The sequence below is a fragment of the Actinoplanes solisilvae genome (genome assembly GCF_003999975.1).
Lineage (GTDB): Bacteria > Actinomycetota > Actinomycetes > Mycobacteriales > Micromonosporaceae > Actinoplanes > Actinoplanes solisilvae.
Genome location: NZ_RJAC01000017.1, coordinates 149,904 through 164,413, shown reverse-complemented (window position 1 = coordinate 164,413; position 14,510 = coordinate 149,904). Strand labels below are relative to the sequence as shown.

The 14,510-nt window shown below is 71.2% G+C and carries 8 protein-coding genes and 1 pseudogene; 3 read left to right on the top strand and 6 right to left on the bottom strand.

Annotated elements, in window-relative coordinates:
• Positions 1–30 precede the first annotated feature (30 nt).
• A pseudogene (locus EER30_RS32930) lies at positions 31–2,163 on the top strand (transglycosylase domain-containing protein); the annotation flags it as partial.
• Positions 2,164–2,321: 158 nt separating this feature from the next.
• Here EER30_RS32930 and EER30_RS32925 read toward each other — a convergent pair.
• Both EER30_RS32925 and EER30_RS32920 read right to left on the bottom strand, forming a co-directional pair.
• The gene (locus EER30_RS32925) at positions 2,322–2,951 is read right to left on the bottom strand and encodes a TIGR03086 family metal-binding protein (RefSeq protein ID WP_127504563.1); all 630 of its coding nucleotides are present in this window, start codon (positions 2,949–2,951) and stop codon (positions 2,322–2,324) included.
• A gap of 171 nt (positions 2,952–3,122) precedes the next feature.
• Positions 3,123–4,607, bottom strand: a complete 1,485-nt coding sequence (locus EER30_RS32920) for a cobyrinic acid a,c-diamide synthase CobB (protein WP_127504562.1) — start codon at positions 4,605–4,607, stop codon at positions 3,123–3,125.
• A 101-nt stretch (positions 4,608–4,708) separates the two neighbouring features.
• Between EER30_RS32920 and EER30_RS32915 the strand changes: the two genes are divergently transcribed.
• On the top strand, positions 4,709–5,773 hold the full coding sequence (locus EER30_RS32915) for an SURF1 family cytochrome oxidase biogenesis protein (RefSeq protein WP_127504561.1): 1,065 nt from the start codon (positions 4,709–4,711) through the stop codon (positions 5,771–5,773).
• 51 nt (positions 5,774–5,824) lie between these two features.
• Here the strand turns inward: EER30_RS32915 and EER30_RS32910 are convergent, their stop codons facing one another.
• Entirely contained in the window at positions 5,825–7,378 is a 1,554-nt protein-coding gene (locus EER30_RS32910) for an ATP-dependent DNA ligase (protein ID WP_127504560.1), read from the bottom strand.
• 235 nt (positions 7,379–7,613) lie between these two features.
• On the opposite strand from EER30_RS32910, the gene EER30_RS32905 reads away from it, so the two are divergent.
• On the top strand, positions 7,614–11,231 hold the full coding sequence (locus tag EER30_RS32905) for a S8 family peptidase (RefSeq protein WP_240670448.1): 3,618 nt from the start codon (positions 7,614–7,616) through the stop codon (positions 11,229–11,231).
• A 43-nt stretch (positions 11,232–11,274) separates the two neighbouring features.
• Here the strand turns inward: EER30_RS32905 and EER30_RS32900 are convergent, their stop codons facing one another.
• The 3 genes from EER30_RS32900 to EER30_RS32890 form a co-directional block, all read right to left on the bottom strand.
• Positions 11,275–11,571 carry a hypothetical protein gene (locus EER30_RS32900; protein ID WP_432417581.1) on the bottom strand — a complete coding sequence of 99 codons (297 nt, stop codon included), beginning with the start codon at positions 11,569–11,571 and terminating at the stop codon, positions 11,275–11,277.
• A gap of 79 nt (positions 11,572–11,650) precedes the next feature.
• A complete protein-coding gene (locus EER30_RS32895; RefSeq protein WP_127504558.1) occupies positions 11,651–13,144 on the bottom strand; it encodes an FAD-dependent monooxygenase in 1,494 nt (497 codons plus the stop codon).
• A gap of 10 nt (positions 13,145–13,154) precedes the next feature.
• Positions 13,155–14,504 (bottom strand): dipeptidase, encoded by a 1,350-nt coding sequence (locus tag EER30_RS32890; protein ID WP_205650523.1) that lies wholly within the window; start codon positions 14,502–14,504, stop codon positions 13,155–13,157.
• Positions 14,505–14,510: the final 6 nt, after the last annotated feature.

The following is a 14,510-nucleotide window of genomic DNA, read 5'->3' as shown; positions in this document are numbered from 1 at the left end:
TTCGGCCGATCCGTTAGTAAATGAGAAGTTTTGTCATACCTTCATATGGTGGCAGCCGGAAAAGTCGCACCCCTCGTCCGCGCCGGCCTGATCGCGGGTCTCGTGATCGCCGGTCTCGCCTACCCCTTGACCGCCCTCGCCGGGCTCGGCGTCAAAGCCGGGACCGAAGCCCTGCAGTCCATGCCCGAGGAACTCATCGAGATTCCCAGCGCCCAGACCACCTATGTGTACGCCAACGACGGCCGGACGCTGCTCACCACGTTCTACGAGGAGCACCGCAAACCCATCCGGATCGCTGACATGTCGCCGTACGTCACCCAGGCGATCGTGGCCTCCGAGGACAGCCGCTTCTACGAGCACAACGGGGTGGACGCCAAGGGTGTGGCCCGCGCGTTCGTGGCCAACCAGCAGGCCGGCGGGGTTTCGCAGGGCGCGTCCACGCTGACCATGCAGTACGTGCGGATGGCGCTGCGCGACGGCGCTCAGACGCCGAAGGAGGCGCTGGAGGCCACCGAGCAGACCACCGCGCGGAAACTGCGCGAGATGCGGCTCGCCATCGAGCTCGAGAAGCGCCTGACGAAGCAGGAGATCCTCGAGCGCTACCTGAACGCGGCGTACTACGGCCATCGGGCGTACGGGATCTTCGCCGCCTCTCAGGTCTTCTTCTCGAAGCTGCCGCGAGACCTGAACCTGACCGAGGCCGCGCTGCTCGCGGGCCTGGTCAAGGCACCCTCGGCCTACGACCCGGCGACGCAGGACCGCGAGGCGGCAACCGACCGGCGCAACTACGTGATCGACCAGATGCTCAAGATGAAGTCGATCTCGCCGCTGGAGGCGACCCAGGCCAAGCGGACGCCGATCAAGCTGAAACTCAGCTCGCCGCCGAACGACTGCATCGGCATCGTCCCCAAACGCAACGACTGGGGCTTCTTCTGCGACTACCTCAAGTCGTGGTGGAAGGAGCAGCCCGCCTTCGGCAAGACCCCGCAGGAGCGCGAGGCGAACCTGCGGCGCGGCGGCTACCGGGTGATCACCTCGATCGACCCGAAGGTGCAGGCGGCGGCGATGAAGCACGTGCTCGACAAGGAGAAGCGGCGCAGCCGGATCGCACACGGCCAGGTGCTCATCGAGCCGGGCACCGGGCGGCTGCTGAGCATGGCGGTGAATCGCACGTACTCGCTCAACCAGAAGAGCAACGCGAAGCACAGCCGCTTCAAAGGGGTCAAGAGCAACTATCCGAACACGGTGAATCCCCTGCTCGGCGGGGGGACGATGGCCGGTTACCAGGCCGGGTCAACCTTCAAGATCTTCACGATGCTGGCGGCGCTCGACGAGGGGATGCCGCTGAGCACCAACTACTACAGCCCGCCGCGCATCGTCACCCGCTACATCACCGCGCCCGGGCCGGCGACCTGCGGCATCCGGTGGTGCCCGAAGAATTCGACGAGCTCGATGACCGGCCGGCAGACCATGTGGAGCGGCTTCGGCAAGTCGGTGAACACCTACTTCGTCCAGCTCGAACAAAAGGTCGGAGCAGACAAGGCGGTACGGATGGCCGAGCGGCTCGGCCTGCGCTGGCGCACTGACATCGACCGGCGGCTGGCCTCGAAGGAGCACGCCTCGGGGTGGGGCGCCTTCACCCTGGGGGTCAGCGACGTGACGCCGGTCGAGATGGCGAACGTCTTCGCGACCCTCGCGGCCGAGGGCAACTACTGCCAGCCGCTGCCGGTGCGGGCGATCAAAACGCGGGACGGGGCCGACGCCACCTTCAAGGGCAAGGTCGTCGCGGCGCCGCGCTGCCACCGGGCCGTCACTCGCGACGTGGCTCGGGCGGCCACGGACGCGGCCCGATGCGTGACCGGCTACGGCGCGGCCCGCGGGGGCTGCGGCGGGTGGGGCACGTCAGAGATGGTCTATGCCAAGTTGAAGCGGCCGATCGCCGGTAAGAGCGGGACGACCGACAGCAACAAGACGGCGTGGTTCTGCGGCTTCACGCCTCAGCTCGCGGCGGCGGCCTTCGTCGCCGACCCGGACAATCCGGAGAAGAACGTCGGCTCGGATCGCGGGACGGTCTCGAAGTTCACGGTCGCGGAGACGCTCAAGGACGCGTTGAAAGGGCAGCCCAAGGCGAAGTTCAACCCGCCCTCGAAAGATCTCGTCGGCCGGTGGGTGGAGTTCCGGGACGATCCCGACTCCCGGGATCGCTCCTCCGACCGTTCTTCTGACCGGGACCGCGGCGATTCCCGTTCCCGCGACCGCGACCGCGATCGCGACCGTGATCGCGACCGTGATCGCGGCGGGGATCGTGGTCGCGACGACGATTAAGCCGCCGCGGGCCCGGCTTCGGCGGCCCGGCGGCGCCGGGGTGGGCGCCACCGCGCGTCGCGGCCGGCCAGGGCCAAGGCCTGGTCGAGCAGGGTGGCCTCGTCATCGGTGGGCACGGCCGGGCCGAACAGGCCGGGGCTGCCCTCGGCCGGGAACTGGGCCAGGAACTCGATGAGGACCTCGACCGTGCGAGGGTCGACGAAGTATTCCTGACCGGTGGCCCGGGCCAGGTCCCAACTGTGCATGATCACCTCGTTGACGGCGACGTGGCCCAGCGCGGTGGCCGGCATGGTGACGCCGCCCGCCTGGGACGTGCCGGTCCAGGCGGCGGGGTCTTTCCACGAGGTGGCGAGGTCTTCGAGCAGGACGGGCAGGCGGCTGCGCCAATGGCGGGAGAGACGCTGGGCCGAGGGGGCCGGGGCGCCGGACGCGCCGGGGCCGTCGACCCGTTTGTGGGCGGCCTGGGTGAAGGCCACGGACAGGCCCATCAGATGATCGAGGAGGGTGGCGACCGTCCACTCGGGGCACGGCGTGGTGTTGGCGAGCTCGCCGTCGTCGATGCCGAGCAACAGTGCCCGCAGCATGCGCACCGGTGGGTCGAAATCCAGAGGAACACGATCGGCCACGGCCATCCTCCTTCGCGTCGTACTCGTTAACCCCACGTTACGGCTGGGGTGCGACAGTTTCCCGCTTCACGAAGGGCGTTTTCACGCATGCTTCCCGGTGCCGGACATTCCGGCGTGTCGATCTTGCCCGCACGGGGCTTTTGCCCTTAGGGCCTTCCTGACCCTGCCCCCTCAGACGGTCGTGATGTCGACCGTGTCGTTCATGTTCGGCGACTGAGGCTGCGGATGGGCCTGGGGGTGCGATTGCGGATGCGGCTGCGGGGAGGTCGGCCGCACCTGCACCGGCGGGAGCACCGACGCCGGGCCTGCGATCGCGGCGGACACCAACCGGCGGGCGATCTCGGGCGCGGCCGCCCAGTGCAGGCCGAGCTGAGAGGCGTGCACCTGGCGCCAGACGAAGCCCTCGGGATTGCCGCCCGACCAGGTCCAGGCGGGCACCGCGCCGGCCCGCGGCGTGACGATGGCCCGGTGCTGCTTGTAGCCGGTGATGCGGGCGCCCGCCGGGGCCAGCGGCGAGGTGGTCGGCGCGGTCGCCTCGCGGTAGCCGGCCACGGTCTGCTCGCCGGTCACGGCGGAGGCGTCGAGAACACCGCACATCGGACGTCCGTCGAGGTCACGGCCCAGCCAGGGCAGCGCGACACCCTCGGCGATCACCGGCCAGCCGTCCCCGGCGAACTGGGCGACCGCGTTGCACAGCCGGCGGTTCGCGGAGAGCTCCTCGGCGTAGCCCTCGGGCAGGCCGGCGCCGACGACCAGCGCCCGGGTTCCGGCCGGCAGGCCCTCGTCGCGCAGCGGGTCGACCACGGCGACATCCGCGCCGGCCGCGGTGAGCAGTTCGGCCGTCTCGACGTATGTATAGGGGGCGCCCGGGCCGCCGGCCAGCGCGACCACCGGGCGCTGCTCGAAGACCTCAGCCCCGGCGGCCTCGGACGGGGTCCAGATCGGGCCGGGCAGGACGGGCGCCGAGGCGGCCAGCCCCATGACGCGGTCGAGATCGACCCCGCCGGCGACGGCCTCGCCCAGACGGCGCACGGCCCGGCTCGCCTCGACCGTACGATGTGCGACCGGCACCGGGCCGTGCGCCCGAGCGGGCAGCACGTTGGGCAGGTCGCCGCGGCGCAGCGAACCGAACACCGGCATGCCGATGTCGTCGAGGGCCGTACGCAGCATCTGCTCGTGACGCGGCGAGGCGACCCGGTTGAGCACGACCCCGCCCAGGTGCACCATCTCGTCGAACATGCGGAAGCCGTGCACGAGCGCGGCCAGCGAATGACCCATCGAGGCCACGTCGACGACCATCAGGACGGGTGCGCGCAGAGCAGCGGAGACGGCGGCGGTGCCGTCGATCTCGGGCTGGCCGGTGAGCGAGTCGAACAGGCCCATCGCGCCCTCGATCACCGAGAGCTGGGTGCCGGACGATCCGTGCAGGAAGAGCGGGGCGATGCGCTGGGCGCCGACCAGCCGGGGATCGAGGTTGCGACCGGGGCGGCCGGCGGCGAGACCGAGGTACGCAGCGTCGGTGTGATCGGGACCGACCTTGAACCCGCCCACCGAGACGCCGCGGGCCGCGAACGCCGCGAGCAGGCCGACCGCGATAGCGGTCTTGCCGTGCCCGGAGGCGGGGGCGCTCACGACCAGACGGGGCTGGGCGCTCATAGATGACTCTCCCGGTGCGTGTATTGCCTGTTGTCGACTGCCGGAGTGGGACAGTACCCGGGTCCGGCGGGCGCCGACCGGGCGACGGGTAGCCTCGTTGCGTGTACCGCTTCCTGCTGAGCCCGCGCTGGTTGGCCGCGGCCGCGCTGGCGGTGGCCGCCGCGGTGGTCATGGTGATGCTCGGCAACTGGCAGCTCCGGCGCTACGAGGAGCGCAGCGCGATCAACGACCGCATCGACGCGGCCGACAGCGTCGCGGCGGTTCCGCTGACCTCCCTGATTCCCGCGCCGACCGCGCCCGGGGCGCCCGGCAAGGCCCCCGGCAAGGACGTGGCCTGGACAAAGGTGACCGTGACGGGCAGCTATGACCCGGCCCACGAGATCCAGGCGCGGGGCCGCACCGTCGGCGGGGACGTCGGCTTCGAGATCGTGACTCCGCTGGTGCTGGCCGACGGCACGGCGGTGCTGGTCGACCGCGGCTGGGTGCCGGCGCCGGAGGGCGGGGCGGTCGCGTCGCCGTCGGTGCCGCCCGCGCCGACCGGCCAGGTCACGGTCGTGGGCCAGCTCCACCTGTCGGAAAGCCGACCGGCCCCGATCGAGCGTCGCGACGGCCGGCTCGACACGCGGCGCATCGCGGTGCCGAAGCTCGCGCCCGAGATGCCCTATCCTGTGTACGGGGCCTACGTGCTGATGCGCGAGCAGACGCCGGCGGCCGACGAGGCCTTCACCCCGATCCCGATCGACCACGAGGACGCCTGGCAGAACGGCGGCTACGCGGTGCAGTGGTGGCTGTTCGCCGGCATGGCCCTGGCGGCCTACGTCTACTACGCCCGCAAAGAGGCCCGAGGCGGTTCCAAACCGAACGAGCCGGCCCCCGCCACCGACCGCCCCCGCAGCGATTCCGACCGCCCCGCTTCCGGCGACCGCGTCGAAGAAGCCGACCGGCGCCGGGCAAGCTCGGGCGACCGCGTCGAAGAAGCCGACCGGCGCCGGGCAAGCTCGGGCGACCGCGTTGAAGAAGCCGACCGGCGCCGCGCACGCTCCCGCGACCGCGTCGAAGAGGCGGACCGCAAGCGGGCTGCCGTGGCCGCCGCACCCGGCGACCGCGTGTCGGACGCCGACCGAGCCCGCGAAGCGGCTGCTCAAGCGCGGCCCACCCAGGACTGAGGCGCGCTCCGCCGGGGCCGGTTCCCCAGGCCGAGCTCTGTTTCCCCTTGATCAATCGGGCGTGGGGTGACCTCCGATCGCGCGGACGGTGTCGATCGTGTCGGCCTCGGCGGCCGATTTGTCGTCGCGGTAGCGGAGGACCCGGGCGAAGCGCAGGGCGACGCCGCCGGGATAGCGCGGCGACGTCTGCACCCCGTCGAACGCGATCTCGACGACCTGGACCGGCCGGACCCGCACGACCCAGCCGTCGTCACCGGTCTTCAGCTCCTGGAAGCGCTCGGTCTGCCAGCGCAGCAGCTCGTCGGTGAGGCCCTTGAACGTCTTGCCGAGCATCACGAACTCGCCCGTACGCGGGTCGAGCGCGCCCAGATGCAGGTTGGACAGCCAGCCCTGGCGGCGCCCGTGGCCCCATTCGACGGCGAGGACCACCAGGTCGAGCGTGTGCCGGGGTTTGACCTTGACCCAGGCCGACCCGCGCCGGCCCACGTCGTAGGGTGCCTCGGCCGCCTTGATGACCACGCCTTCCTGCCCGGCTGCGAGGGCGGCGGCAAAGGCCGCAGCGGCTTCTTCTTCGCTGGTCACGGTCGTGCGGCCGACGATCAGCTCACTCGGCAGAGCGTCGGCGAGCGCGGCCCAGCGCACCCGGCCGGGCTCGTCGAGCAGATCGTCGCCGTCGAGGTGGAGGACGTCGAAGAAGAACGGCACCAGCGCGAGCGGGGCGGCCGTTCCGGAACTCGATTTGAGACCGGCGCCGCCTCGGGTAGCGGCGCGGCTGGACGTCTCTTGGAAGGGGCGAGGGCGGCCGGAGGCGTCGAGCGTCATGGCCTCGCCGTCGAGCACGACCTCGCGCAGCGGCAGCTTGCGGGTGGCCTCGACGACCTCGGGCATGCGGGCGGTGATGTCGTCGAGGCTGCGGGTGAAGACGGCCACGTCGTCGCCGGAGCGGTGCACCTGGATGCGGATGCCGTCGAGCTTCACGTCGACGGCGGCGGGGGTGCCGGTGGCGAGCAGGGCGGCGCCGACGTCGGGCGCGCTCTGGGCCAGCATCGGGGTCAGCGGGGTGCCGACGCGCAGGTGGATCTCGGCCAGCGCCACCGCGCCCCGGGTGAGAGCGGCGACGGCCACCTGCTTGAGATCGCCGGAGAGCAGCAGGGCCCGCCGGACGGCCGTGAGCGGCACCTCGGCGGCTTTGGCGATGGCGTCGGCCAGCAATCCCGCCTGGGCGCCCTGGCGCAGCTCGCCGCTGAACAGCCCGACGAGCAACCGCTGCTCTTCGGCGGTCGCCGCGCCGAACAGGGCGGCCAGCAGGTCACGCCGCCGAGCCTGCGAGCCCGCGCCCGCGACCACCGAGATCTCAGCGATCGCGGCGTCGACCGCGCCGACGGTCAGCGTGGGCTCGGCCGCCGGGGCGCGCCGGTCTCGCAGGCTCGCATAGCCCACACCGGTCTGCCGCTGGCGCAGCTCACCGGCCAGGAAGGCGGAACCGGCCGCGATCTCGTCAGGGTCGAGCCCGCGCAGGGCACCGGCGAGCAGCTCGACCTTTGCCTTGCGCCCCGAGGTCGCGGCGACGGCCGCCGAGGTCGCCGCCAGATCGAGGAATCGCACGACCTCATCCTGGCAGCCCCCTACGACATTTTCGCCCGAAGACCGACCGGAGCTGCCCCGGAAGAACGCTCCCCCGGAACGTCGCGCCCATCACATTGCGCCTGCGTCCGTAATCAAGCTGTTGTCGGCGCGTAATAGATGATCTTCATATTGCTTGGGATCGCTCCCATCGACCCCTGTGAGGTCCCTGGTGCCACTGTCGCGTTTACGCGGGGCAGGTCTTATCGCCGTGTGCGTGGTCCCGCTCGCTCTAGCCCCGGCGGCTCCGGCCGCCGCCTCGACCGTCGCCTCACCCGGTGCCGGCCCGACGGCAACCGTCACTCTCCTCACCGGTGAGAAAGTGACCGTCACCATGACCGCCGACGGAGCTACCAGCCCCCAGGTGCGTGATGAGCAAGGCCGGCCCACCGGCTTCCTCGCGCAGCGCAGGGGCACGGACACCTTCGTCTATCCGAACGCGGCACTGCCGTACGTCTCAGCCGGTCTGCTCGACAAGCAACTGTTCAACCTCACCGAGCTCGTCGAGGACGGCTACGACGACGCGCACAGTGACCGGCTCCCGCTGATCGTCCGGTACGCCAACCCGTCGGCCCGGGCCAAGGCCTCCGCGTCGCTGGACAGCGCCGAGAAGGTGCTCGACCTCGACAGCATCCAGGGCGCCGCGCTCCGGGCCGAGCGGTCGGACGACTTCTGGACGTCGATCACCTCGACCAGCCAGAAGCGCGCCGCCGGCAGCCCGCCCACCCTGGGCGGCGGCATCGCCAAGATCTGGCTGGACGGTAAGTCGAGGGGCACTCTGGCCGAGAGCACCGCCCAGATCGGCGCGCCGCAACTGTGGGCGGCCGGCAACACCGGCGCCGGAGTCGACGTCGCGGTGCTCGACAGCGGCATCGACCCCGACCACCCCGACCTGGCCGGCCGGGTCGTCGCCACCAAGAGCTTCGTCCCGGGTGAGACGATCCTCGACCGTCTGGGCCACGGCACACACGTCGCCTCGACCATCGCGGGCACCGGGGCCGCGTCCGGCGGCGTCGAGAAGGGCGTCGCGCCGGGTGCCCGGCTGCACATCGGCAAGGTGCTCGGCGACAACAACTTCGGCGAGAACTCCGGGATCATCGAGGGGATGGAGTGGGCGGCGCGCGACCAGCACGCCAAGGTCATCAATCTCAGCCTGGGCGACCAGCCGACCGACGGCACCGACCCCATGAGTCTCGCGGTGAACCAGCTCAGCGCCGAGACCGGAGCGCTCTTCGTCATCGCGGTCGGCAACCAGGGACGTGAGTACGGGATCGGCACGCCCGGCGCCGCGGACGCCGCCCTGAGCGTCGGCGCGGTCACCAACGCGGACACGCTCGCGGGCTTCTCGAGCAGAGGGCCACGCCTGGGCGACCGGGCGGTCAAGCCCGACCTCACCGCCCCCGGCGCCGAGATCCTGGCCGCCCGTTCCCAGTACGCCAAGGACGGCGAGGGTTCCTATCTGACGATAAGCGGCACCTCGATGGCCACCCCGCACGTGACCGGCGCGGTCGCGCTGCTCGCCGCGAAACACCCCGAACTTGACGGTGAGCAGCTCAAGGAGCTGCTGATGAGCACCACCAAGCCGCTGACCGGCATGACGGCGTACGAGGGGGGCACCGGCCGGCTCGACGTCGTCGCGGCCGACAAGGCGACCCTGTTCGGCACCGGCAGCGTCAACTTCGGCTATGCGGAATGGTCGTCCCCGGCACTGAACGCCCCGGTCACCCGGCCGGTTCGCTTCACCAACCTCGGCGCCGCCCCGGTGACGCTCGACCTGGCCGCCTCCATCGACGGGCTCCCGGCCGGGCTGCTGACGCTGTCGCAGCCGCGGATCACCGTTCCGGCGCACGGCAGCGCCGAGGCGACGATGACCGTCTCCTTCGACGGGATGCCGTTCGACCAGGCGTTCTCCGGCTTCCTGACCGCGACCGCCGGCTCGGTGACCATGCGTACGACGCTCTCTGTCGGTCAGGAGAGTGAGCGGCACCCACTCGTGGTGACGACCAAGGACCGCAGCGGAAAGCCCTTGGCGGGTGCCCTGACGGTGATGGGGGCGAACGGCTCCTACCAGTACGTCGACGTCGATTCCACCGGCTCCACGACCCTACGGCTGCCGGTCGACACCTACGCCGCGTGGTTCAACGCCGACGTCGAAGGGGTGCACGGCGCCTCCTCGAAGGGTGTCGCCCTGATGGCGGCGAACGGGATCAAGCTCGACCGGGACCGTGCCGTGGTGTTCGACGCCTCCAAGGCCCGGCGCGTCCAGGCCACGGCCCCCGAGCGCACCGAGGTGACCGATACGTCCTACATGCTCAGCCAGCTGAGTCAGGTCGACGGCGGGAGCAACTGGTTCATCGGGACCTCGCCGGACGCGAGCTACGACAGCGTCTGGGCCCTGCCGACCGGATCCACCCGGACCGACGGTTTCGAGTTCGCCGCCGTCTGGCGTCTCGCCCAGCCCGCGCTGGAGATCGGCGGGTACGACGACCTGCGGACACAACTACCCGCACAGCCCCTGCCGGTCGGGTCCTCGCACGTCGACGCCGTCCTCGCCGGGGATCGCGACGTCCGCGGCAAAGCCGTCGTGGTGCGTCGGGACGACGCGAAGTCGATCGTGGAGCAGGCCACCGCCGCGGCCGCGGCGGGTGCCCGCATGCTGCTGGTCGTCAATGACGGCATCGGCCGCCTCGCGCCGTGGCCTGTCCCGGACCGGGGGGAGCCCGTCGATCCACCGCTGATCACCGTGGCCACTCTCTCCCACGACGAGGGCGAGCAACTGATCAGCCGCATCCAGCGCGAACGGCGGGTCAAGCTCGACGTGACGTCGAATCCGAGGACCCAGTACGTCTACGACCTGCAGCGTGATTATCAGGGTGGCTTGCCGGCCGACCTCACCTATCGGGCGGACAAGTCCAACCTGGCTCGCGTCACGGCCTCGTACCGCAACTGGCGCTCGGAGAACGTCCTGCAGGCACGCGCCGGTCGCTCGGCCGCCGGTACCACGATGTATCTCGACAACGCACCGGCACCGGCCCAGGGCGACCGCACCGAATGGGTCACCGCGGGGACTCCGTGGACCAGCCAGGTCCAGATCCCGAACGTGATCAGTCAGGGATCGGAGTGGACGACCTATCGCGCCGGAGCCAAGGCCTCGGAGACGTGGCTCAGCCCGGTGCAGCGGCCGCGCCTGACGACCGTGTCGGACACGGTGGTGCGTCACAGCGGCGACTTGTTCCAGGCGAGCGTTCCCGGCTGGGGCGACTCGGGCACGTCGCACATGGGAGCTATGTCCTGGGGCACCGCCGTGCAGTCGCTGCGCCTTTACCAGGGTGCAACGCTGATCGCCGAGGCTGACTACGACAACGCCGGGCTCTATCTGGGCCTCGCTCCCGCACGCCTGCCGTACCGGCTGGTGTCGGAGAACAGCCGCAGTGCGGTGGCCGGACCATATTCGACCAGTACGCGGACGGAGTGGGGCTTCACCTCGGGACCGGTCAAGTCGGGCCAGGACGAGAGGCCGGCCCTGATCCAGCTCGACTACGCGGTCGGGACCGACCGCGCCGGGAAGGCCGGCCGGCACGCCGAGCTGGCGGTGACCCCGTCGACCTTGCCGGGGGTCGTGGATGCCGGAACCATCAAGAAGGTCACGGTTGACGTCTCGTATGACGACGGCCAGACCTGGCACCGCGCCGACCTGGATCGGGACGGGGCCACCTGGCGCACCCGGCTCGACGCCCCGCACCGGGCGAATTTCGCCACGTTGCGCACCACCGCCTCGGACAGCCGGGGCAACACCGTCGAACAGCGCATCACCCGCGCCTTCGGCCTGAAGTGATCACACCGGGGCGGGGTCGCCGACGCGGCCTCGCCCCGGTCGCTCACGCGGCTCTGGGCTCAGCGATGCGGAAGCCGCGGGAACGGACGGCGTCGGCGACGCGGGTCAGCTGGGCGTCGAGGGCGCACAGGGTCGCGGAGAGCTCGTCGAGATGATCTCGGAGGGCGACGTCGTCCCAGTCGGTGACGTCGACGTCGTCGAGCGCCCGGACGGCGACACGCAGGCGGGCGATGGACTCGAGCTGGTCGCGGAAGTGCAGGCGGTCGATCGCGTTACGCGGGCCGACGGGCATCGGCCGCACCATCAGAGACACCGGCGTGGGCGCATTGTTCGAACGCATGTTCGATATCCTAACAGGACGAAACCACGGCCCGCATCGGTTTGCTCTGTGTGACGGGCCGCTCGGAGCGCAGCGTGAATCAGCCGCGCATCATCGCCGGGAAGAGGCCGGCGGCCTCGGAAACCTCCGCGTCGGCCGCCACGAATCCGTCGGGCCGCACCAGATAGAGCCGCCCGGGTTCGAGTCCCGTGCCGGGCGCCGGCGGGAAGACGTGCACGGCCACTCCCAGGTCGGGCACGTCGACCGCGTCGACTCCCCCGTACGCGTGGATCTGCCAGTGCAGCGACCGCAGCACCTCGAAGTTGCCGCCGGCCCAGGGCAGCCGCCGGCCGACCACCGGATCGCGCCGGCCCCGGGCGGCCGCGGCGGCGTTGGGCGTCATCCAGTAGTGCACGCGGATCTGCGAGACGTACTGGAACAGGCGCGACCCGCCAGCCGCCCGCGGCAGGAGACGCACCCCCAGCGGAGCGACCAACGGCACGGCCAGCCGGCGCAGCGCCCGCGAGACCGGCCGCTGCGACGTGACCGCCCCGAAGATGCGGTCGGTCGTGCGCACCAGCGTGCGGGCCACCGGGCGGCGCTCGGCGTCGTAGCGGTCGAGCCACGTGTCCTTGCGGCGGCCCTGCAGCACGTCGGCGAGCTTGAAGGCCAGGTTGTGCGCGTCCTGCATGCCGGTGTTCATGCCCTGCCCACCGACCGGCGAGTGGACGTGGGCGGCGTCCCCGGCCAGGAAGAACGGGCCGTCACGGAACGTGTCCGCCACCCGGTGGTGCACGCGGTAGGTCGCGAACCAGCGCGACTCCCCGTACGTGACCGCGAATTCCCGGATGCGGGGGCGGACGTCCTCCTCGGTGAGCTGCCCGTCGCCGTCTTCGTCGCGGACCAGGCCGAGCAGGCGCCACGCGTTGCGGCCGCGCATCGGGAAACCCAGCAGGAAGTCGGTCTTCCCGGGTCGTACGTTGATGGCGTTCTCGACCAGGCCCCCAACGCCCAGCGCGTCGATCACGTAGAACCTGTGGGGGTTGGTGACGCCCTCGAAGCCGATGCGGCGCGCCTTGCGGACGGCCGAGTTCGCGCCGTCGCAGCCGACGCAGAAACGGGCGCGGATCGTGTCGTTGCCGGCCTTGGCCTCGACCCCGTCGTCGACCTGCCGGACCGCCGTCAGCGGCGTCTCCCACCGCACTATTTCACCAGGAAGCGTGGACCCGAGCTTCTGCAGGTTCTCGTAGAGGATCTCCTCGTTGCGGCTCTGCTCGAGGACTTCGATGAACGGGTACGGCGTGAGGTTGCCCCCGAGCGGGCCGAGCGGGATGCGCCCGAACGCCCGGTCGAGGAACCCGGGGGCCAGCGCGTCGGCGCGCTGGGCGGCGTCGAGCACCTGGTCGGCCACGCCGAGCTGGTCGTAGATCTCGAGGCTGCGGGCCTGGACGACAAGGGCTCGCGACTCGCGGGTCGGGCCTTCCTTGCCGTCCGTGACGATCACGTCGACCCCGAGTTTGAGCAGCCAGTTGGCGAGCATCAGCCCGGTAGGGCCGGCGCCCGCCACCAGCACGTCACACGACAGCTCGGCCATGGGCCGCCCCTTACTTCGTCGACAAGGTCTCCGCCACGTTCTTGAGGAGGAGGGCCTCGGCGACGCACACGCGCTCGAACTCGCCGAGGTGCAGGCTCTCGTCGGGGCCGTGGGCACCCGAGAACGGGTCTTCGACGCCGGTGACCAGGATCGCGGCCTGCGGGAAGAGCTCCTGGAAGGTCGCGATGAACGGGATCGAGCCGCCGACGCCCATGTCGACCGGGGCGGTGCCGTCCCAGGCCGAGCGGAACGCGGCGCGAGCGGCGTCGTACGCCGGGCCGGTCGCGTCGATCACGCAAGGCTGACCGTCGCTCTCGAGGGTCACCTCGACGTGCGCCCCCCACGGGACGTGCTTCTCCAGGTGCGCCTTCACGGCCGCGTACGCCGACTTGGGCTCGTCACCGGGCGCCAGCCGTACGGAAATCTTGGCCTTGGCCCTGGGCTGCAGGGCGTTGGCCGCCTCGAGCGTGGCGGGGGCGTCGATGCCGAGGACGGAGATCGACGGCTTGGTCCAGATGCGGTCGGTGATCGAGCCCTTGCCGACCAGTTCGACGCCGTCGAGCATGCCCGCCTCGTGACGGAAACGGTCGGCCGGGTAGTCGACGCTGGCGCCCTCGCGACCGACGAGACCGTCGACGGCGACCTCGCCGCTCGCGTCGTGCAGCGTGGCCAGCAGGTGGGCCAGGGTGGTCAGCGCGTCGGGCACCGGACCGCCGAACATGCCGCTGTGCACGGCGTTCTTGAGCACCTTGACCTCGGTGAACAGGTTCACCAGGCCGCGCAGCGAGGTGGTCAGGGCGGGCTGCCCGATGTCCCAGTTGCCCGAGTCGGCGATCACGATCACGTCGGAGCGCAGCTCGTCGAGGTGGGCCCCGATGATGGCGTCGAGAGAATCGGAGCCGTACTCCTCCTCGCCCTCGACGAAGACGACGACGCCGACCGGGAGCTGGTCGCCGAAGGCGCGCAGCGCGGCGACGTGGGCCATGACACCGGCCTTGTCGTCGGCGGCGCCACGACCGTAGAGGCGGCCGTCCCGCTCGACCGGCTCGAACGGGTCGCTCGTCCAGTTCGCCACGTCGCCGGCCGGCTGGACGTCGTGGTGGGCGTAGAGCAGCACGGTCGGGGCGCCCGCGGGGGCGGCCTTGCGACCGATCACGGCGGGCTGGCCGCCGCGCCGCACGATCTGCGTGTCGAGGCCGGCGCCGCGCAGCAGCTCGGCCACCGCCTCGGCCGACCGCTCGACGTGGGAGTGGTCGAAGCCCTCGAAGGCCACGCCGGGGATGCGGATCAGCCGCTCGAGGTCGGCACGGACGCCGGGCATCTCCCGCGCGACGGCGGCGCGCAGATCGGTCTCACTCAAACTCAT

Coding starts and splice junctions, on each gene's coding strand:
- EER30_RS32920 (WP_127504562.1), bottom strand. CDS start 4,607: ATGAGCGCCCAGCCCCGTCTGGTCGTGAGCGCCCCCGCCTCCGGGCAC.
- EER30_RS32900 (WP_432417581.1), bottom strand. CDS start 11,571: ATGCGTTCGAACAATGCGCCCACGCCGGTGTCTCTGATGGTGCGGCCG.
- EER30_RS32895 (WP_127504558.1), bottom strand. CDS start 13,144: ATGGCCGAGCTGTCGTGTGACGTGCTGGTGGCGGGCGCCGGCCCTACC.